The sequence below is a fragment of the Yoonia sp. SWMV100 genome, assembly GCF_056108365.1.
Genome location: NZ_JBWBAQ010000002.1, coordinates 580,593 through 600,849, shown reverse-complemented (window position 1 = coordinate 600,849; position 20,257 = coordinate 580,593). Strand labels below are relative to the sequence as shown.

Genomic DNA, 20,257 nt, shown 5'->3' with positions numbered 1-20,257 from the left:
GCCGCATTATTGCCCCAAAAAATCAACAGGATTGATGAACGGCTACCATGCAACTATAACGACCAGACAGGGCGCTGACGCCTCTAGAAAGTTCCGTGAATGAAGCTAATTGTACAGATACCTTGCCTGAACGAAGAGGATAACATCGCGCAGGTTCTCGGCGCCATTCCACAGCATATCCCTGGAATCGATACAATTGAGACGCAGATCATTGACGATGGGTCGTCCGATCGCACCGTCGAAATCGCACAAAGCATGGGCGTGACCTATATCTTGCGCAACTATGCTAACCGTGGCCTTGCCTACAGCTTTCAGGCCGGGATCGAAAACGCGCTGCGCAACGGTGCTGATATCATCGTCAATACAGATGGCGATCATCAATATGACAGTGCCAGCATTACAGATCTGGTCAGACCGATCGTAGAAAAGCAGGCGGACATTGTGATTGGTGACCGCCAGCCAGCCCAAAATGCCGCGTTCTCACCGGTAAAACGGTTGCTCCAAAAAGTAGGGAGCGCGGTCGTCAGCAATCTGGCCAAAGTCGACATCTCGGATGCGGTGTCGGGGTTCCGGGCTTATTCTCGCGAAGCAGCGCTCAGCATCAACGTGATGACACGTTTTAGCTACACGACCGAAACCCTGATCCACGCTGGCCAGCACGGGTTCAAAATCACATCTGTCGTGATCAACACCAACCCGACAAATCGTCCATCGCGCCTGTTCCGGTCGATGTGGTCGTTTGTCGGAAAACAGGCGGCAACCATCCTGCGCAGCTATGTGATGTACCGTCCACTGAATGCCTTTATGACCTTGGGCGCCGCCATGATCTTCATTGGGATGCTGCCGGTCTTGCGGTTTCTTTACTTGTTCATGGCAGGGAACGGTGACGGCAACATTCAATCGCTTGTTTTGGCCGCAGTCTTTCTGTTGGCGGGGTATGTCACGGTGATTTTGGCGCTGCTTAGCGATACCATCGCGACAAACCGTCAATTGCTTGAAAGGATCTTGCGACGGGTCCGCGATATTGAAATGGCCAATGCAGATGCACCGGCTGTTGTTCCGGAAGACCGCACCACAAAACCGCGGAGCCCTCAGCCTTGATCAAAGATAAAACCGTTTTGTGCGCCATCCTATGCGCGGCAATAGGCAGTTTTCTTTATGGGTTGCTGGCCTTTAGCGTCATTTTGCCCCAGCCCTATCCCGATTTTGGTAGCGATATCTATAACGCCTATTTTTACCGCTTACTGGAAGGTCGTTTTGACCTTCCTTTGCGCATGTTGAATAGGGAAGGGCACTATAGTGCGGATGGAACCGGCATTCTGTATCACGGGATTGCGCCACTTTTGACACGCGCAGTCCTTCACCCGTTTGTCGCGCTCAACCAGTTCCCGACCGCAGCGTTTTCGATCTGGCTATGGGCGACCATTGGCACGGGTTTCTACCATCTCGCGGCTTTTCAGGTGGTTCGAAAATATGCGGGCCAAATACCTATGATTTGGGTCGTTATGGGCGGGGCGGCAATCTGGATTTGCAGCCCCGGTTTTTTGCTGAGTACGACTACGGTGCTTTATAACGAACCAATCAGCGTCGCCTATGCGGCGATGGCTGGCGCCTTTTATCTCATGGTACGTTGCGCTCTGTTTGGGATGACGTGGCGCTCTGCCTTAGTTCCTGCGGCCCTGTTAGCGGGGGTGACACTGCACGCGCGCCCGCATATGGCAGTCGGCCTCTATGGTGGTGTTGGGGCCATGATTGCTTTTGCGTTTTGGAACGACAAAAGGCGCGCGCTTATGCCCGCGATCGTCAGCTTGGCGATTCTTGGGGTGATTGGCCTTTCATTCATGCAACTCAATTCGTTGCGGTTTGGGTCCGCGACGGCAACACATGGCAAAATCGAAGGACCGGATGAAAATAGTCAGGTGCAATTCGGACCCGTCTTCTTTGGGACCGACTATGCGATCAACGGGCGTGGGGTGGTCTTTGCGGAACATGGCCGGTTTCATCCGTGGCGCATTTTGCCGAATGCGCTGGTTTACGTGTTGGATTATCCTGCGGCCGGTACGCAGATAGAGACGCTTCATCGCAAGGTCACCGAAAGCATTTCTGGGAACGGTTTTCTTGAAAAGCCGCGTTATGGAATGCTGTTCATTTGGTCTGCATGGATCGCGCTCATGTTGGTTGGTCTGATCGCTGGGCGGCCCCGCATATCTGGCGGTATGCGCGCGCTGCCGCTTTTGCTCGCGACGGGTATCGCCGCCGGATTGATGCTCAGCTATCCAACCGTGACGATTCGTTACAGGTTTGATGTGTGGCCGTTTGTCATGGCGCTCTGTTTGCTCAGCCTTCCTGGACTATTCCTGCGGTTCAGCCCGAATGTTCTGCGCAACACGCGCGTCGTTTTATTGAGCCTGTTTTTGGTGCTGGGCGGCGCTCTGACCTCAGCAAGTGTCACGATCCCCTTTATCGTAGGCTATCAAACAGCGCCCGGTTTCAGCTATGAAGCATGGGATGCTGAAATGTGCCGAACATTACTGGCCGGCAAAGAATTTACACCTGCGCGACTGGACGAATTATGCGTCGATCCTGACAGCGTTTTTGAGCAGCGCAGCAAAGGATGGCGACGTGGCAATAATTAAACTGATGGCAAAGCGCGGCTATGTGAAAATGATGCGCCATCTGGGCGCGCTCGCCGGACGCACGGGTATTCTTGGCTGGCTGGACCGTCGGCAGGATCGGCGCGGTCTGCACTGGCTGCGTTCACTTTTCGCCATTTACGATGTGGACCAAATGATTGCACTGGATGTGCCTTGGTGGACGTATCGTGCGATTGATGCAGTGGATCAGTATTTGCAGGCGCATCCCAATGCGGCGGTTTTCGAATTCGGCAGCGGTGCCAGCACCGTTTGGCTGGCGCGCCGCGCGGGAACCGTTCACAGCGTCGAACATGACAAAGACTGGTTCGACTTGATGCAAAGCCGGATTGCGCCCTATCCGTCAATTACGCTGACACACGTGCCAGCCGATGCGGTGCGCTGTGATGACCCGCTTTATCGTTCCCAAAAAGAGGCGTACTTGGGGCGTAGCTTTCAAAACTACGTCAAGACAATTGCGGACACTGGCCAGACTTACGACCTGATCGTTATCGACGGACGGGCGCGTCAGGCCTGCCTGCACGTTGCACAAACCTGCTTGGCGAAGGGTGGTATGATTGTTTTCGATAACACCAAGCGGACACGCTATGATGTCGCCATACGCAAATCCGACTTTGTCGCGACCCATTTTTCAGGCATGACACCGTCGTTGCCCTATCCGGATAAGACCACGCTTTTGCGGCACGGACAAACCAGCGGACGCAATGCCTGACAGGGCCGCAATGTTGAAACGGGCCGCGCGGCGGATCGGGCAACTCGTCACAATTTCAGCACTCGTATTTCTGGCTTGGGCGCTCTACCAACAACGGGCGGACATGAGCGATTGGACTCCGACGGCTGCGCAGATCGCTTTGGTATTTGCACTGACATTGGCCTACACTGCTGCGCTGGTGCTGCTGGCATTCAACTGGGCGACGATCGTGCAAACACTTGTGCCGCAATCGCCGCCGCGCGCACCCCTTTTGCTATCGTATACAAAAACGCAGATCGCCAAATATGTGCCGGGTAACGTTGTGCATCTTGTCAGTCGGCACATGTACCTGAAAAACTTTGGCCTCGACCATCGCCCGCTTGCCACCGCGTCCTTGCTTGAACTGGTCAGCCTTCCGTTGGCTGCCATTATCGCGATGTGCCTGACCATCACTTTTACCGATGGCGCAAGCGCCGGGATTTGGGCGCTTGGGGCGTTCGCGCCACTGGCCTTATTCGCGGCAGTCGCCATAGCGACCTTGGCTATCTATCGCGCGCGACCATCGTGGCGCCGCCCTGCGGTGACCGTCCTGACGCGCGGCGTGGCCTTTATGGTATGTCAGGGGGCAATCTTTGCGGTTGTTCTCTATACAGTTTCCGGCAGCTTTGTCGCGCTTGCGATCCCTGCTGCGATATTCGCATGGTTGGTTGGGTTTCTGACACCCGGTTCGCCGGGGGGGATCGCCGTGCGCGAGGCGCTTTTAATCAACTTTCTTGCGCATCTGTCCGCCACCGATGACGTCCTGATCGCCGCATTGCTTTTACGTGTCATTACCGCATTCGGTGACCTTGTCCTGTATCTGTTCGGAAACCTGATCGTGGAAAAATTTGTACCCGGGACGCATTCTAACCGATCATCCTAAGGCTGCTTTCAAGGTGCTTCGGGACATTTGGCGGATTGTGCAAACTGTGTCATGTTCAACCTATGCGAACAACAGGGGTAAAAACAATGACACCAAAAGCAGCCGGAGGCGGCAAGGCCATGTCGCTTACAATGAAGATCATGATCGCGATGGGCGTCGGGATCGTGGTTGGGGTGATTTTCAACCAGATCAACAGCGCCTTTATCAACCAGCACGTCGTTGCGGGACTTTTTGCGATGATCGGCAAAATGTTTGTGAACGCTTTGAAAATGCTGGTTGTGCCTTTGGTGTTTTTCTCGCTGCTGGGCGGTGTCACCGGGATCGGGGACATCCGGGTGTTGGGGCGGGTCGGAACAAAGTCGTTCTTTTTATACCTTGGGACCACCGCGTTAGCGATTACCGTTGCGATCGCGCTTGCGACACTGATCGGCCCCGGTAAGGGCTTTGACATGCAGGGGCTGGCTTTGAACGGTGTGACCGGTCGCGATGCTCCATCGGTTTGGGATGTTTTTGCAGCGATTGTTCCGACCAATCCGATAGCGGCCTTTGCCAATGGGGACATGCTGCAAGTGATATTTTACACCGTTGTATTGGGTGTGGCAGTGTTGATGTTGGGGGCAAGGTCCGAAGGCTTTATCGCGGCCTGCGACTATATGAATGACCTGATGATGAAGGTTGTCCAGATTGTCATGCACTTTGCGCCCTACGGTGTTTTTTGTCTGATCGCCAAAACATTCGCAGAGCAGGGGCTGGATCTGTTCCTGCCCGTGATTGCCTATGTCGTCACGCTTGTCGCGGCGCTGTTTATCCATTTGTTCGTCACGCTGCCGGTGCTGCTCAAGGTGCTGTCCGGGCTGAATCCGCTGATCTTTATGCGCAAAATGCGTCCGGCGCAGGTCTTTGCGTTTTCGACCGCCAGCTCGAACGCGACTATCCCGGTGACCTATCGGACGGTGACCGAACGTGTTGGTGTGGACGATTCAGTGGCGTCATTCTGCATCCCGTTCGGGGCAACGATCAACATGGACGGCACTGCGATCATGCAAGGGGTGGCCACGGTGTTTTTGGCCAACGTCTATGCGATTGATCTGGGGCTTGGTGGCTATTTGACGGTCATCGGTATGGCTGTTCTGGCGTCGATTGGAACGGCTGGCGTGCCGGGTGTTGGACTTGTGATGCTGACGATGGTGCTTAGCCAGGTTGGCTTGCCGATCGAAGGCATCGCAATCATCCTGGGTGTCGACCGCCTCATGGACATGATCCGCACCGCGGTGAATATCACAGGTGACGCGGTGGTGACGGCGATCGTCGCCAAAAGCGAAGGCAAGATTGACCTTGTGGTCTTTGATGACCCGGACGCCGGTATGCTGACCGACGACGACATCGAACTGCCGCACGCAAACGTCGCCTGAAAACAAACAAAAGACCCGCGTCCGAATGCGGCGCGGGTTTCTGGCCGCTACGGCAGGCCATGGGCAGGTCTGACCAACGGCGATTGGTCTCAGGACTGGTCGTAAGGGGATGCGGTCGGTGCGCCGTCCAGCGTCACGTAGCGCCGCGCGCCCGTTGTCCGGTCGAAATGCAGGACGCAGTCATGATCGGGATATGTGACAACGTCGCAGTCGGCGCGGGTGCCGATGACCAGATAGGTGGCGTCCGCTGTGCTTGCGTTTTCAAGGTAATGCCCCAACGGAACCCCGGCTTTAAATGTGGCGCTGTCGCCGGGATAGAGGGGTGAAATGCTGCTGCCTTCGTGCAGGGTGACTTCGCCCGCCAGCATAAAGATCATCTCGTCCTCGGTCGCGTGCCAGTGACGCAGCGACGACTTTGATCCGGGCGAAAGCGTTTCGGTGAACGCCCCGAATTGTGATAGCCCACCGCTGTCGCTGTAAAGCTTGGCGGTATAGCGCCCCAATACCGGATGCGCCTGCGCGGGCGCGTCAATTTTGGCGTCTTTGGCACGAATGATCGGCATGGCGTTTCCTGTCAAAAGAAAAGGGCCAGCGTTTCCACTGGCCCTCTGTGTGACTGTTGTTTCTTCAGGCTTAGTCGCGGTTGCCAAACAGTTGCAGCAAGAAGAGGAACATGTTGATGAAATCAAGGTACAAGTTCAGCGCACCCATGATCGCCGCTTTGCCCAACCATTCGGTATCGCCATGTGCAGCATGAGCAAGATAGTCTGTTTTGATCTTCTGGGTGTCATAGGCAGTCAAACCTGCAAAGATCAGCACGCCAATGCCCGAAATCGCAAACATGATGGCTTCGGACTGCATGAAAATGTTGACGACCGATGCAACAATCAGACCGACGACGCCCATGATCAGGAACGAACCCCAAGCCGAGATGTCTTTTTTGGTGGTATACCCCCAAAGCGACAGGCTGGCGAAGGCGATGGCCGTGATCAGGAAAATCTGCACGATCGAAAAGCTGGTGTAGATCAAAAAGATCGAGCTAAGCGAAAGACCCATCACGGCGGCAAAGGTGTAGAAGACCAATTGCGCAGTCGCGGCGGACATGCGGTTGATCATCGCGGACAGACCAAAGACAAACGCCAAAGGTGCAAGCATCACAACCCATTTCAGCGGGGTGGCATAAAGCATGTACCCAAGTTGCGTCAGATATTCACCTGCACCCACTTGGTATTGTGTTGGCACCGTGGTGGTCGACAGGTTCGCAATCGCCCAAGCTGCCAACGCAGTAATAACCATGCCGACGGACATCGTTCCGTAGACCTTGTTCATGTGGGCGCGCAGCCCCACATCTACCGAGGCTGAACGGGTTGTCGCACCCGTATTTGCCCAATCATATTCTGCCATTTTGACCTCCAGCTAAACAATCGGCTCTGCATTCAGAACCCTTGGCGAACATATTGGCATCAATCTGTCTTTTTTCAAGGCCTTCTCGCCCTCGAACGGTGCGAAATCAGCGGGTCCAATGCGACGGGGCGCTCCAGATCGCTTTTTGGGCTTCTTGCATGGCCTCGGCGCGGGTAATTCCGATGTCGCGCAACAGATGATCGTCAAGGTCGGCCAGATGGCGGCGTTGACGCGCCACGGCCGCCAGTGTGATCAGGCGGCGCAGCAGGGTAACGCGTTTTGCGGGCGCGCAGCAGGTGATCTGGTTGATAACATGGCTCATGTCATGTTCCTTTGTGATGAATGGGCGTCGTTTCATTTCGATGCTTGATATGTAGCGCGCCCTGATGCATATTAAAAATGAATGATTAGCATACCAAACATCAAGGAATGTGATGTGCCCCGAAATCTGGACCTGACTGCGCTGCGCTCTTTTGTTACCGTCGCCGAGGCGGGCGGCGTGACGCGTGCGGCGGGGATGTTGAACCTGACCCAATCAGCAGTGTCGATGCAGTTGAAACGACTGGAAGAGTCGTTGAACCTGTCCTTGCTTGATCGCACAGCGCGCACAATCGGGCTCACGCCCGCAGGCGAGCAATTGCTTGGCTATGCGCGAAATATGCTGGCAATTAACGATGAAATCCTCAGCCGTCTTACGGCTACCGAATTCGAAGGAGAGCTGCGTTTAGGTGCCCCGCATGACATCATTTACCCGGGGATACCGCAAATCTTGCGCCGCTTTGTTGCCGACTTTCCGCGGATGCACGTCAAACTTATTTCGGCCCCGACCCGCAAATTGCTGGAAATGTTTGGTCGCGGCGAAGTTGATGTGATCCTCACAACAGAAGAGTGTTGCAGCGCTGGCGGGCAGGCGTTGGTCGAACTGCCGCTGTTGTGGGTCGGTGCGATCGGCGGCCAAGCATGGCGCAAAACACCGTTGCCCGTCGCCTTTTGCAGCAGCTGCATATTTCGCAGTGGCGTCTTGCAGGCGTTGAACACGCGCGGTGCGCCGTGGGAAATGGCGGTCGATTCCGAACTGGATAACGCTGTTGATGCTGCCGTCAGCGCCGATTTGGCCGTGCATGTCGCGCTGGAAGGCAGCTTGCCCCCCCATACCGAAGTCATACAACATGGCGGGGCCTTACCGCCGCTGCCAAGCCAGCAGATCAACCTGTACGTGCTAAAGCCCAACGACCCTGTAAGCGCGGCCATGGCGGATATCGTGCAACAAGTTTATGCAACGCCACCTGCATTACGCGCTGTTGCTATGGGGTGATGACAACCTTGCCGGTCGATTTTCGTGTGCGCAATAACGCGAGCCCCTCTGCCGCTTGGTCAAGCGGCATAACGTGGCTAATATGGGGCCGCAGGCGTCCCGCGCTGTACCATTCCATCAATGTGTGCAGGCTGTCTGTCACCGCATCGGGTGCGAACGTCAAATAGCCGCCCCAATAAAACCCCATCACAGTGACGTTTTTAACCAACAAAATATTGGCAGGGATAGGTGGCACCGTCCCACTGGCAAACCCGATCACGATGATCCGGGCCTCGCGGTTGCACGCACCAAGCGCGGCTTTGAACAAATCGCCGCCAACAGGGTCATAAACGACGTCAGCGCCACCAAGATCCTTGACGGCCTGTTTCACGTCTTGGGTATCGCAATCAATGAGGTGGTCAGCACCTGCCGATTTGGCGACGCCGAGCTTGGCCGCGCCTGCTGCCACAGCAATCACGCGCGCGCCCATCGCCTTGCCAGTTTCAACAGCCGTGAGGCCAACGCCACCTGCGGCACCCAGCACAAGCAGGGTTTCACCAGCGTGCAAGTTGGCGCGACGGGTCAGCGCCAGATGGGACGTTCCATAAGCCACCATAAACCCGGCAGCGACGTCGGACGGCATATCGTCTGGCACAATGCTACAGCGCGCGGCGGGGAATACACCTTGGTCGGCAAGGCCGCCCTGTCCACCGAACACCGCAACGCGCGCGCCGATCGGTGGAAATGTAACGCCGTCCCCATGCGCTGTGACTGTACCGCATATTTCCATCCCCATGGTGAACGGCAGCGGCGGCGTATCCTGATAAGTGCCTTTGGTCATGAGCAGGTCAGCGAAATTCAATCCACACGCGTCGATATCGATCAGTACTTCACCACGTTGCGGTTGCGGCGCAGGTATCGTTACAAGCGCCGGATGTTGATCAAATGATGATACTTGAAATGCCCGCATATCAGCCGAATCCTGTCCTAAAGTGTATGGCCTGCGTTATCTTGTATTTCCAACAGTTTTACAAATCGCCGCGTTTTTGGTCGCTTGGCATGTAAAACGGGCCGTTGAACCTGTCTTTAAGGTCAGGAATTGCACTGCAACCGTTGCGTGTTTGAAAATCGGGGGGCAAGCCTTGGTCACCAGCGTCGGCAGGGGACATCCAAGCCCCTTAGTCGGCGCCCCATAATATCACTGCGATGCTTTGGTTGTCGCGCTATAGAACTAAGGAAATACAAGATGAAGCACCCGGTTGACGTCCATGTTGGGAAGCGTATTCGCCATCGTCGGTGGATGAATGGCACGACCCAACAGCAATTGGCCGAAAAGGTTGGGATCAAATTCCAGCAAATTCAGAAATATGAAACAGGTATGAACCGCGTCAGCGCATCGCGTCTGTGGGACATTTCCAATGTTTTGGGCGTTCCGGTGTCGTTCTTCTTTGAAGGTATCGATGCCGAAGCCCAGAACGACGCTGTGAAAGGCGATATGCCCGGCGATATTCTGACAGACAAAGAGGCGCTAGAGTTGCTGCGGTCTTATTATGCAATTCCGGAAAACCAGCGCCGTCGTCTGTTTGATTTGGCGCGTGTTCTAAGCGAAGCAGCCTAAAGCGGCCTTGACCATTCTATCTGCGCTACGTTACCGCAAAGGTAATCTAGCGTAGATGGGGTGATCACGTGTCCTTGAATCCAAATACACAGGCGGAACTAATCGGCGTCGCACATTTGCTTGCGGATGCAGCGCGGCCTGAAACGCTTCTTCATTTTCGTACCCCTGCATTGGTTGCAGACGACAAGGGCGGCAAAGTCTTTGACCCCGTAACTGTCGCGGACCGTGCCGCAGAGCAGGCGATGCGCGCTGTTCTTGCGCGCATGCGCCCTGATGATGGAATCATTGGCGAGGAATTCGGCGCAACAGCCGGGACATCGGGCCTGACTTGGGTGCTGGACCCGATTGATGGCACACGCGGTTACATCAGCGGCACCCCGACGTGGGGTGTGCTGGTGTCCGTCGCCGACGAGACCGGGCCACTGTTCGGTGTCATTGACCAGCCCTATATCAACGAACGTTTTGTTGGCGGCTTTGGCGTGGCCGAAGTTGTCGGCCCGATGGGAAAGCACGCATTGAATTGCGTAACCCATAGCACGCTCGCGGCGGCGACAGTTCTGTCGACTTTCCCCGAAGTCGGAACCAAAGCCGAAGAACGCGCCTTTCGTGCCGTATCACAGTGCGCAAAGCTGACCCGCTATGGAATGGATTGTTACGGGTATGCGTTGCTGGCCGCAGGTCAGGTTGATCTGGTCATCGAAGCCGGGTTGCAACCCTATGATGTGCAAGCCCCGATCGCGGTCATTACCGCAGCAGGCGGTATTGTCACAGACTGGGACGGCGGTCCCGCGCACGGCGGGGGGCGGGTGTTAGCCGCCGCAAATGCCGCAATCCATGCCGAAGCACTGGCGATCCTGCGAGACAGCATCAGTGGCTGAAACGCTGATCAAAAACGCGGATATTATCCTGACGATGGACGACGCGCGGCAGGAATTGCGGCAGACTGACATTTTGATCCGGCGAGGTGTGATCGCTGCGGTGGGGCAGGGGTTATCCACGTCGGGCCGCGTATTTGATGCGCAGGGTACGATTGTGACCCCTGGTCTGGTAAACACACACCACCATTTGTATCAGACGCTCACGCGGGCCGTGCCGGGTGCGCAAGACGCGTTGCTGTTTGGCTGGCTCAAACGGCTCTATCCGATCTGGGCGCGGTTTGGTCCGGAAGAAATGTTTGTGTCAGCACAGGTCGGGCTTGCGGAACTGGCCTTGTCTGGTTGCACGCTGACGTCTGATCATCTGTATCTTTTTCCCAACAGGTCGCGGCTAGATGACACAATCGCTGCGGCGCAAGAGGTCGGCTTGCGGTTTCATGCGACACGCGGCGCAATGAGCATCGGTGAAAGCGACGGCGGACTTCCCCCGGACGCGTTGGCCGAAAATGAAAACGTAATCCTCGAAGACAGCATACGGGTGATCGATGCGTTTCATGATCCCCGTCCGGGGGCAATGGTGCGTGTCGGCGTGGCCCCATGCAGCCCTTTTTCAGTCTCGCGCGATTTGATGCGCAATGCCGCGCTTTTGGCGCGTGATAAGGGGGTGATGATGCACACCCACTTGGCCGAGAACGACGAAGACATTGCCTATTCACTCGCGACATTCGGCTGCCGTCCCGGCCAATACGCCGAAGATCTGGGTTGGACAGGTGATGATGTCTGGCATGCACACTGTGTAAAGCTCGACGCAGCCGAGATTGATTTATTCGCGCGATCCCGCACAGGCGTCGCGCATTGCCCTTGTTCCAATTGTCGGCTTGGGTCGGGCATCGCCCCTGTGCGTGCAATGCGCGATGCGGGCGTTCATGTCGGACTGGGTGTTGATGGTTCTGCCAGCAACGATATCGGGAACGTCATGGCAGAGGCGCGCCAGACCATGCTGTTGCAACGCGTGCAAAACGGCGCTGACGCGATGTCCGCCCGTGAAGCGCTAGAGATCGCGACGCGCGGCGGCGCGCAGGTGTTGGGTCGTGATGATTGTGGACAGATTGTTGTGGGGCAGCGCGCTGATATCGCGGTTTGGGATGCGCAGGCCATTGAAAATGCGGGGTCGTGGGATCCAGCAGCGCTGGTGTTGGCCGGTCCTGCAAAAGTCCGTGATCTGTTTGTTGAGGGACGCCAGATTGTGTCGCGTGGCGAAATGGTATCGATCAATTTGGGTGCTGCGATCCGACGACAAAACGCGCTGGCCCAGCGGCTCATGCAATAAAGACCCCGGCAGATGGTCCGACATTTGGTCTTGGTGTGTGCGATTGCGAGCGCCGCTGGATGCGGCAAAACCCCCATTGCACGTTATGCGACACCCCATGTGCCTGATCCTTTTGCTGGGCAGTTCGAAGACCACCTGACGGCGTTTCGGACCGCCAACGAGGTGGCGGTCTTTGCGCGCGGTTGCTAGGTGCGATAGCGTTGCCCTGCGACCCAGACATCTTTCACCGCGCGGTCGTCGCCCATCATGATCGTTGGAAAAAGCGCGTCCCAAATATCGGTTGCCCGGGCCGCGCGTTGTGCGATTGCAGGCGTCGATGCCAGATCAATCACCGTAATATCGGCCATAGCGCCCGCACCAAGGTGACCTATTTGGCCTTGCATATGCAAGGTGCGCGCGGATCCTTCAGTGGCAAGCCACAAAAGCTGCGCTGGGTGCAGCGCCGTGCCGCGCAGTTGTGCAATCTCATAGGCCGCTGCCATTGTGCGCAACATGGAAAATGATGATCCGCCGCCGGTATCGGTGGCAAGCCCAATTGACAGCCCGGTCTTGGCCAATCCCATCAGATCAAACAATCCAGACCCGATAAAAGTATTGGATGTCGGACAATGTACCACGGCCGCACCGACGTCATTCAGGCGGTCAATCTCGCGCGGCGCGAGGTGGATCGCATGCCCATACAACCCCTTGGTGCCCAGCAATCCGTATTTTTCGTAGGTATCCAAATAGTCGCGCGTATCGGGAAACAGATCACGCACCCATGATATTTCGGGCAACTGTTCGCTCAGGTGGGTTTGCATCAGGCAATCTGGGTTTTCGGCCCATAGCGCACCCAATGCAGCCAGTTGGTCAGGGGTCGAGGTTGGTGAAAACCGCGGGGTGATCGCATATGTCGCACGACCGGCACCGTGCCATTTTTCCAGCAGGGCCTTGCTCTCGTCATAAGCCGTTTGCGCGGTATCGCGCAAGTTGTCTGGCGCGTTGCGGTCCATGCAGGTTTTGCCGGCCACCACGGCCATGTTACGCTGGCTGGCCGCTTCAAAAAACGCATCCACGCTTTGTGGATGAACGGTGCAAAAGCTGGTCAGCGTTGTTGTCCCGTGATCGCGCGCCAAATCCAGCGTGCGCCCGGCAACATCAGCAGCGTAATCGGGGTCGCAAAAACGGGCTTCTTCTGGAAACGTATATGTATTCAGCCAATCAATCAGTTGCTTGCCCCAGCTCGCGATCATACCGGTTTGGGGGTAATGCATATGCGCATCAACAAAGCCGGAACTGATGACCGCATCACCGTAATCGGTGACGGCGGCGTCCGGATGTGCTGTCCGCAGGCTGTCCTTGTTCCCGACCGCGACGATGCGGTCCCCGTCAATCAGCACCGCGCCGTTGCTGTCAAACCGCACCGTGTCCGCCCAGTCAGTGATGAGAGGATTACCATCAAAGCCGAGCGTCTGCCCAAGAAGTAATTGTTTTGTCATATCCCTATCTTATGACGACGCAACGGGCGCGTAAATCTCGGAATGATCGTTGTCAGCGGGGATTGTTCCAGTATGTTGCGGGGAATAACCGGGGGTAGACGATGGCAGATCTGGACGACATCATCGAAGAAGTCGATGACGAAGACGAGGCGTTCGGGATCACCGACCGTGTGGTTGCTGATGTGCTGGCCGCCATCGAGGCGAAAGATGCCGATGCCATTGACGCCCTGCTTGACCCGTTGCACCCCGCCGATATCGCCCACCTGATTGAACAGATCGATAGCCGGGACCGGCGCGGCCTGCTTGAGGTTTGGAAAGGCGGGATGGATGGGGACATCCTATCGGAACTTGACGAAAGCCTGCGCGAAGAAATTATCAGCCAACTTGCGCCCGCCGAACTGGCGGACGCCGTGCGCGACCTGGAAAGCGACGATGTAGTCGATCTGGTCGAATATCTGGACGAAGACCAACAAGAGGCCGTGCTGGACGCATTGGACGCCGGTGACCGGGTGGTTGTCGAACAGGCGCTATCCTACCCAGAGGAATCCGCAGGCCGCCATATGCAGTCCGAACTGGTCCGCGCACCAGAACACTGGACGGTCGGCGATGCGATCGATTACATGCGGTCGGATGTTGTGTTGCCCGATCAATTCTACCACGTTATTTTGGTCGATCCACGTCTTAAGGCTGTGGGTTATGTCACATTGGGACGCATTCTTAGCCATCCGCGCGCGATTCCATTGCGCGACCTGCAAGAGGACACGTTCCGCACCTTCCACGTGACGCAAGACGTTGAAGAAGTCGCGCAAGCGATCAATCACTATCACATGATTACGGCCCCGGTTGTTGACGACGATGACCGTATCGTTGGTGTCATTACAATCGACGACGCGATGGCGTTTTTGGAGGAAGAGGCAGAGGAAGACATCCTGCGTCTGGCCGGTGTTGGCGAAGGGTCGCTGTCTGACCGTGTGATCGAGACCACAAAACAGCGGTTCCCGTGGTTGGCGGTGAACCTCGTGACCGCAATTTTCGCATCCATGGTAATTTCGCTTTTCGAAGGCACGATCTCGAGCCTTGTGGCGCTGGCCGTGCTGATGCCGATTGTCGCGTCAATGGGCGGGAATGCCGGCACCCAGTCGCTGACGGTGGCAGTGCGGGCCATTGCAACGCGCGATTTGACCGCCGCCAACGTGTGGCGGGTTATCCGCCGAGAGGTTTTGGTAGGGTTGATCAACGGTCTGATCTTTGCAGTGGTCATGGGCGCTGTCGGGGTGCTTTGGTTCGGGTCCCCGATGCTGGGCGCGGTGATTGGGTTGGCGATGGTGATCAACCTTGTGGTTGCGGGGCTTGCAGGCACTGTGGTGCCCGTCACGCTTGAGCGGTTCGGGATCGACCCCGCGCTGGCGTCAGGTGCGTTTGTGACCACTGTTACCGACGTTGTCGGCTTTTTCGCATTCCTTGGGCTGGCGGCGCTGTGGCTGATTTAGATCATAAAACGGTCGCCCGGCAGGCCGCTTTTGCCCGTCGCAAGGCCGCACACGCATTGGGTGGGCCAGCAGCAGGATACCTGAGCGAAGTACTGGCCGGATATCGTGGTGTGCCACTGGCAGGCTACATGCCGATACGCACCGAAATCGACCCGCTGCCAGCGATGGAAGAGGCCAGCGCCTATGGGCCAGTCGGTGTGCCCGTCATCAGTGGCGAAGGCGCGCCGTTGCGGTTTCGCATTTGGGAACCGGGCTGCGCCATGGTGCCCGGGGCATTTGGCGCACTGGTCCCCGAAGCAGGCGAATGGATGGTGCCTGAAATCGTGATTGTGCCGCTTGTCGCGTTTGACCGGCAGGGTGGGCGGCTTGGCTATGGCGGCGGCTTTTATGACCGGACGCTGGAAGAATTGCGGGCGGCACAACCGACATTGGCGATCGGTTTTGCCTTCGCCGCGCAAGAAGATGTTGCGCTGCCGCTTGAACCCACCGACCAACCGCTTGATTTAATTGTGACCGATCGGGGTGTGATCACGCCGACCTAGCAGATGGTCCGCGCCCCATTGTCCCGGCGTAAGGTCACGGATTTCGGAAAAAATCCGTGACGTTTTGCGCGGCGTGGTTCGTACAATAAGAACGAACTGGCGTGTTAGCTGTCTGCAAACGCCGCCATGACGTCGTCCGAGGCTTCGAAATTGGCAGTGACGCGCTGCACATCATCGTCTTCTTCCAGCGTGTCCAACAGCTTCATCAACTTGGTCAGGCCCTCGGCGTCGACTTCGGTGGTGATGTTGGGCTGCCAAATCAATTTGGTCGATGCGGATTCGCCCAGATCTGCCTCGAGCGCTGTCGCGACCTCGTTCAGGTCGGTGTCGGCACAATAGATGACGTGGTTTTCATCGTCGCTTTGCACATCTTCTGCGCCGGCTTCGATCGCGGCCATCATCACGGTGTCAGCGTCGCCCGCAGAAGCGGGATAGACGATTTCGCCTTTGCGGTCGAACATGAACCCGACTGATCCGGTTTCGCCCAAGTTTCCGCCATTTTTGGTAAAGGTTGAACGCACGGTCGATGCGGTGCGGTTACGGTTGTCGGTCATCGCCTCGACAATCACTGCAACGCCGCCCGGACCGTAGCCTTCGTAACGAATTTCGTCGTAATTCTCTGCATCACCACCTTGGGATTTCTTGATCGCGCGATCAATGACGTCCTTTGGTACAGAGCTTGATTTTGCTTCTTTCACTGCCATCCGCAGGCGTGGGTTTTTATCGGGATCCGGGTCGCCCATTTTGGCGGCCACGGTGATTTCCTTGGCAAGCTTCGAGAAAAGTTTAGAGCGCAGTTTATCCTGCCGTCCTTTGCGGTGCTGAATATTCGCCCATTTTGAGTGGCCAGCCATGTCGGAATCCTATGCATGATCGTTTGGCGTCTCTTACGCCAATTGTGGGGGCCGTGTCAAAGCGGCCAAATGAGCGGGATCGCAATAGAGCAAACCACGGCAAGTGACAGGTTCAGCGGCACCCCGACACGCAAGAAGTCGGTGAATTTGTACCCCCCCGGCCCGTAGACCAATGTGTTGGTCTGATAGCCGATTGGCGTCGAAAAACTAGCCGAGGCCGCCATCATGACCGCAATGACCAACGGGCGCGGATCGACCCCCAATGCAGCGGCAAGACCAATGGCAATCGGTGTCATGACCACGCCGACCGCGTTGTTGGATACCAATTCTGTCAACACCATAGAGAGCGTGTAAACCACAAAGATCACGAGCGATGGCGGCAACAGCTGCATATAGGGCGACAGCGTGCCTGCAATAATTTCGACTGCACCCGATGACTCAAGCGCCGCCCCGACGGCCAGCATCGCAAAGATAAGCGCGAGCAGAGACCCGTCGATGGCTTCCATCGCCTCTTCGGCATCGATGCATCCCGTCAGCAAAACAACCGCGACAGCCATAAACGCAAGCGCCAAAATGGGTGCGACGTTAAAGGCCGCAAGAACGACGACGGCCATCATCGCACCGATCGCAATAGGCGCATGACTGCGGCGATAGGCGCGCGCAGTCGGTTTGGACACATCCGTCATATTCATATCGACGGCCAGACGCTGTATGTCTTCTGGTGCCCCCTCCAGCAAAAGCGTGTCGCCGACCTTGACCACCAGATCGTCCAGCTGGCGACCGATGTTGCGGTCGCGCCGATGCGCCGCCAGCGTGTAGACGCCATAACGGCGGCGCAAACGCAATGACCCCAATGTGCGTCCCAGCATCTTGCAGTCAGGAGAAATCAGCACCTCTACGGTGTTGGTTTCTACGGCCGAAACCTGATCAACGCGGCGCAAGTCTTTGGTCGTTTGAAGCGACAACAGTTCGGTGATAGCCGACCGCAAGACAACGCGGTCACCCATTTGCAGTTGCACGCCATCAAGGTTGCGGCGCAGCGATTGATCGCCCCGGATCACGTCGATCAGGCGCACGCCATCACGTTTAAAAAGCTGAACAGACAAGACATCCCGCCCGATGAGGTTGCTATCGGGAGGGATCACCGCCTCGGTGAAAAACTTCATTTTACTGCGGTCGGACAGCAGCATCGCCAGACTGTCACGGTCGGGCAGCAGCCTGTTTCCAAACAAGAACAGATATAGCATCGACCAGAGCGCGATGATGATCCCGATCGGGGTCACCTCAAAAATCGTAAATGGCTCAAGGCCAGATTGGCGCGCCACACCATCGACCACAAGGTTGGTTGAGGTCCCGATCAATGTAAGCGTGCCGCCAACGATCGATGCATACGACAAAGGGATCAGTAATTTAGAGGCCGCGATTTTCAGCGTGCGCGCCATCTGCACAAACACCGGCAACATCACAACCACAACCGGGGTGTTGTTCACAAAAGCAGAGGCCGCGATCACAAAGGTCATGGAGCCGCCGATGGCTTGCTTTGCGTTCCGCCGTGCGGCGCGTTCCGCCAAAACAGTCACGTAATTGAGCGCGCCAGTCCGCACCAACGCCCCCATCACGATAAACATCATTGCAATCGTCCACGGTGCGGCATTCGACAACACCGACACAGCATCATCGTATTTAAGGATACCGGTAAACAGCAAAAACGCGGCCCCACCCATCGCGACGACCTCGGTCGGATAGGTTTCGCGCAGAAACAATATGAACATCACGGCCAACACCAGGAGGGCGGTGATGGCTTCTTGGGTTTGGGACAGATGCAAAAATGAGGTCATTTTGGTGCCCTAAGGTAAAGTTATGCAGGTCCAGCCGGCGAAAGACGGCCGCCTTGGCGCACCATCTCGATGCGTGTGGCCTTGCCTGAACGATCATCGGTTTCGACATATAGCCCTGACAGCGTCGCCTCGTCGGCGGCAGGTGTAAAGCGGGCTTTGGGCATTCCCGTCACAAAGCGGCGCATGGGTTCGGCTTTGTCCATCCCAATGACGGAATTATAGTCGCCGCACATGCCTGCGTCCGACAGATAGGCGGTGCCGCCTGGCAAAATCATCGCGTCGGCAGTTGGCACATGGGTATGGGTGCCGACCACGATACTGGCGCGCCCATCGCAAAAATGCCCGGTTGCCATCTTTTCGGACGTGGCCTCGCAGTGGATGTCGATCAGGCTTGCCTGTACTTGGCCACCCATTGGAAACTGGCGCAAAACGGCGTCCAACGCTGAAAACGGATCGTCAAAGGGGCGTTTCATAAACACCTGACCCAAGGCTTGCGCGACAAGAACCTTGCGTCCACCCGGTGCGTTGAAAATCCGTGCGCCGACACCCGGTGCCGTTTTGGAAAAGTTCAGCGGGCGAATGATGCGCGGCTCAGTTGTGATGAAACTCAGCATGTCTTTTTGGTCGAACGCGTGATCACCCAGCGTCACAACATCCGCGCCCGCGTCCAAGATCAGTTTTGCATGGTCACCCGAAAGGCCCATGCCAGAGGTGGCGTTTTCGCCGTTCACCACAACAAAATCAAGTTTCCACTCTTTCCGCAGTCGCGGAAGATGTGTGCTGATTGCGGTGCGGCCAGCGCGGCCCATGACGTCGCCAAGAAACAATATTTTCATGCACCCGGTGTTAAGCTGCTCGGGCGACTTCTGCCAGATGAATTTTTTCTGTCTGGTGACGTCAGGCTGACTTGCCAATCCGAAGGCATGGTGCGACCCATTGCCTATGAAGACACAGAAACCTTCGCGCCCTGTTGCGGGTATTGGCTGGATGATCGTCACGGGTGTGATGTTCGTGGCGGTCACGGCTATTGTAAAACACGTCGGGGATGCGGTGCCGGCGGCGCAGGCGGCGTTCCTGCGGTATCTTTTGGGCGTGGTCTTTCTGATACCGATGATCAAACCGATCCTGAATGCGCATTTGACACGCCGCCAGATCAAACTTTTTGCGCTGCGCGGGGTGGTCCACACCGTGGCGGTAATTTTGTGGTTCTTTGCGATGGCGCGCATTCCGATCGCCGAAGTCACCGCGATGAACTATCTTTCGCCCGTTTATGTGTCGATTGGTGCGGCGCTGTTTTTAGGTGAACGCCTGCCGCCACGGCGTCTGGCCGCGGTTGGGATGGCGTTGGTCGGGGCACTGATTATCTTGCGCCCGGGCGTCAAGGAAATTGAGCCGGGACATATCGCGATGCTGGGAACAGCCGTCTGTTTTGCCATTGGGTATCTGGTTGCCAAACAGCTGTCCGGCGAGGTGTCAGCGGCCGTCGTCGTTGGGATGCTGTCGGTGACCGTGACGATCGGGCTGGCCCCTGCGGCTATGGCTGTGTGGGTCACACCCACGCTTGCACAGATTGGTTGGCTGTTTCTTGTCGCGTGTTTTGCAACGGCGGGACACTATGCCATGACGCTGGCCTTTGCGGCGGCGCCGCTCACCGTCACGCAACCCGTGACGTTTTTGCAATTGGTGTGGGCGGTGTTGTTGGGCGCAGTTGTGTTCGGCGAAGCGGTTGATGGTTGGGTCGTCTTTGGCGGCGCGGTGATCATGGCATCGGTCAGCTTTATCACATGGCGGGAAGCAATCGCGCGCCGCCAGATTACGCCGTTGGTCTCGGAAACAAAGGTGTGATCCGCACGCGGCG

The 20,257-nt window shown here is 56.7% G+C and carries 22 protein-coding genes; 13 read left to right on the top strand and 9 right to left on the bottom strand.

Annotated elements, in window-relative coordinates:
• Positions 1-99 precede the first annotated feature (99 nt).
• The 5 genes from ACXJGX_RS03090 (at position 100) to ACXJGX_RS03070 (ending at position 5,676) form a co-directional block, all read left to right on the top strand.
• Complete coding sequence (locus ACXJGX_RS03090; protein WP_474778666.1) at positions 100-1,101, top strand: glycosyltransferase family 2 protein; 1,002 nt, start codon at positions 100-102, stop codon at positions 1,099-1,101.
• Complete coding sequence (locus tag ACXJGX_RS03085) at positions 1,098-2,636, top strand: hypothetical protein (protein ID WP_474778665.1); 1,539 nt, start codon at positions 1,098-1,100, stop codon at positions 2,634-2,636. Before ACXJGX_RS03090 ends, ACXJGX_RS03085 begins: the two co-directional genes overlap by 4 nt.
• Positions 2,623-3,363 carry a class I SAM-dependent methyltransferase gene (locus ACXJGX_RS03080; protein ID WP_474778664.1) on the top strand — a complete coding sequence of 247 codons (741 nt, stop codon included), beginning with the start codon at positions 2,623-2,625 and terminating at the stop codon, positions 3,361-3,363. The genes ACXJGX_RS03085 and ACXJGX_RS03080 overlap by 14 nt, the downstream gene beginning before the upstream one ends.
• Positions 3,364-3,373: 10 nt before the next feature.
• Complete coding sequence (locus ACXJGX_RS03075; protein ID WP_474778663.1) at positions 3,374-4,264, top strand: hypothetical protein; 891 nt, start codon at positions 3,374-3,376, stop codon at positions 4,262-4,264.
• Between the two features lie 86 nt (positions 4,265-4,350).
• Entirely contained in the window at positions 4,351-5,676 is a 1,326-nt protein-coding gene (locus tag ACXJGX_RS03070; protein ID WP_474778662.1) for a dicarboxylate/amino acid:cation symporter, read from the top strand.
• Positions 5,677-5,765: 89 nt separating this feature from the next.
• Here the strand turns inward: ACXJGX_RS03070 and ACXJGX_RS03065 are convergent, their stop codons facing one another.
• The 3 genes from ACXJGX_RS03065 to ACXJGX_RS03055 form a co-directional block, all read right to left on the bottom strand.
• Entirely contained in the window at positions 5,766-6,239 is a 474-nt protein-coding gene (locus tag ACXJGX_RS03065) for a cupin domain-containing protein (protein WP_474778661.1), read from the bottom strand.
• A 70-nt stretch (positions 6,240-6,309) separates the two neighbouring features.
• Entirely contained in the window at positions 6,310-7,080 is a 771-nt protein-coding gene (locus tag ACXJGX_RS03060; protein ID WP_474778660.1) for a Bax inhibitor-1/YccA family protein, read from the bottom strand.
• Positions 7,081-7,186: 106 nt separating this feature from the next.
• Positions 7,187-7,402, bottom strand: coding sequence for a DUF1127 domain-containing protein (locus ACXJGX_RS03055; protein ID WP_474778659.1), 216 nt, complete (start codon positions 7,400-7,402; stop codon positions 7,187-7,189).
• 114 nt (positions 7,403-7,516) lie between these two features.
• On the opposite strand from ACXJGX_RS03055, the gene ACXJGX_RS03050 reads away from it, so the two are divergent.
• On the top strand, positions 7,517-8,395 hold the full coding sequence (locus ACXJGX_RS03050; protein ID WP_474779180.1) for a LysR family transcriptional regulator: 879 nt from the start codon (positions 7,517-7,519) through the stop codon (positions 8,393-8,395).
• On the opposite strand, the gene ACXJGX_RS03045 is transcribed toward ACXJGX_RS03050, so the two are convergent.
• Positions 8,385-9,344, bottom strand: a complete 960-nt coding sequence (locus ACXJGX_RS03045) for an NADPH:quinone oxidoreductase family protein (protein ID WP_474778658.1) — start codon at positions 9,342-9,344, stop codon at positions 8,385-8,387. The genes ACXJGX_RS03050 and ACXJGX_RS03045 overlap by 11 nt on opposite strands.
• A 58-nt stretch (positions 9,345-9,402) precedes the next feature.
• The gene (locus ACXJGX_RS03040; protein ID WP_474778657.1) at positions 9,403-9,543 is read right to left on the bottom strand and encodes a hypothetical protein; all 141 of its coding nucleotides are present in this window, start codon (positions 9,541-9,543) and stop codon (positions 9,403-9,405) included.
• A gap of 77 nt (positions 9,544-9,620) precedes the next feature.
• On the opposite strand from ACXJGX_RS03040, the gene ACXJGX_RS03035 reads away from it, so the two are divergent.
• The 4 genes from ACXJGX_RS03035 to ACXJGX_RS03020 all read left to right on the top strand — a co-directional run bounded on the left by ACXJGX_RS03035 (position 9,621) and on the right by ACXJGX_RS03020 (position 12,386).
• The gene (locus ACXJGX_RS03035; protein ID WP_474778656.1) at positions 9,621-9,992 is read left to right on the top strand and encodes a helix-turn-helix domain-containing protein; all 372 of its coding nucleotides are present in this window, start codon (positions 9,621-9,623) and stop codon (positions 9,990-9,992) included.
• Positions 9,993-10,066: 74 nt separating this feature from the next.
• Positions 10,067-10,870, top strand: a complete 804-nt coding sequence (locus ACXJGX_RS03030; protein ID WP_474779178.1) for an inositol monophosphatase family protein — start codon at positions 10,067-10,069, stop codon at positions 10,868-10,870.
• A complete protein-coding gene (locus ACXJGX_RS03025; protein WP_474779176.1) occupies positions 10,863-12,197 on the top strand; it encodes an 8-oxoguanine deaminase in 1,335 nt (444 codons plus the stop codon). Before ACXJGX_RS03030 ends, ACXJGX_RS03025 begins: the two co-directional genes overlap by 8 nt.
• Before the next feature lie 12 nt (positions 12,198-12,209).
• Positions 12,210-12,386: a hypothetical protein gene (locus ACXJGX_RS03020; RefSeq protein WP_474778655.1), complete on the top strand. Its 177-nt coding sequence runs from the start codon at positions 12,210-12,212 to the stop codon at positions 12,384-12,386.
• Here ACXJGX_RS03020 and guaD read toward each other — a convergent pair.
• Positions 12,383-13,675, bottom strand: coding sequence for a guanine deaminase (gene guaD / locus ACXJGX_RS03015; RefSeq protein ID WP_474778654.1), 1,293 nt, complete (start codon positions 13,673-13,675; stop codon positions 12,383-12,385). The genes ACXJGX_RS03020 and guaD overlap by 4 nt on opposite strands.
• 101 nt (positions 13,676-13,776) lie before the next feature.
• On the opposite strand from guaD, the gene mgtE reads away from it, so the two are divergent.
• Together mgtE and ACXJGX_RS03005 are read left to right on the top strand one after the other, a co-directional pair.
• On the top strand, positions 13,777-15,165 hold the full coding sequence (gene mgtE / locus ACXJGX_RS03010) for a magnesium transporter (protein WP_474778653.1): 1,389 nt from the start codon (positions 13,777-13,779) through the stop codon (positions 15,163-15,165).
• Positions 15,153-15,707 (top strand): 5-formyltetrahydrofolate cyclo-ligase, encoded by a 555-nt coding sequence (locus ACXJGX_RS03005; RefSeq protein ID WP_474778652.1) that lies wholly within the window; start codon positions 15,153-15,155, stop codon positions 15,705-15,707. Before mgtE ends, ACXJGX_RS03005 begins: the two co-directional genes overlap by 13 nt.
• A gap of 104 nt (positions 15,708-15,811) precedes the next feature.
• Here ACXJGX_RS03005 and ACXJGX_RS03000 read toward each other — a convergent pair whose 3' ends face one another.
• From ACXJGX_RS03000 to ACXJGX_RS02990, 3 genes are read right to left on the bottom strand one after another with little or no spacing between them, the layout of a single operon-like run.
• The gene (locus tag ACXJGX_RS03000) at positions 15,812-16,561 is read right to left on the bottom strand and encodes a YebC/PmpR family DNA-binding transcriptional regulator (protein ID WP_474778651.1); all 750 of its coding nucleotides are present in this window, start codon (positions 16,559-16,561) and stop codon (positions 15,812-15,814) included.
• 56 nt (positions 16,562-16,617) lie between these two features.
• Complete coding sequence (locus tag ACXJGX_RS02995) at positions 16,618-18,399, bottom strand: SLC13 family permease (protein ID WP_474778650.1); 1,782 nt, start codon at positions 18,397-18,399, stop codon at positions 16,618-16,620.
• 20 nt (positions 18,400-18,419) lie between these two features.
• The gene (locus ACXJGX_RS02990) at positions 18,420-19,235 is read right to left on the bottom strand and encodes a TIGR00282 family metallophosphoesterase (protein ID WP_474778649.1); all 816 of its coding nucleotides are present in this window, start codon (positions 19,233-19,235) and stop codon (positions 18,420-18,422) included.
• Between the two features lie 106 nt (positions 19,236-19,341).
• Between ACXJGX_RS02990 and ACXJGX_RS02985 the strand changes: the two genes are divergently transcribed.
• Positions 19,342-20,244, top strand: a complete 903-nt coding sequence (locus tag ACXJGX_RS02985; protein WP_474778648.1) for a DMT family transporter — start codon at positions 19,342-19,344, stop codon at positions 20,242-20,244.
• The last annotated feature ends 13 nt before the right edge of the window (positions 20,245-20,257 follow it).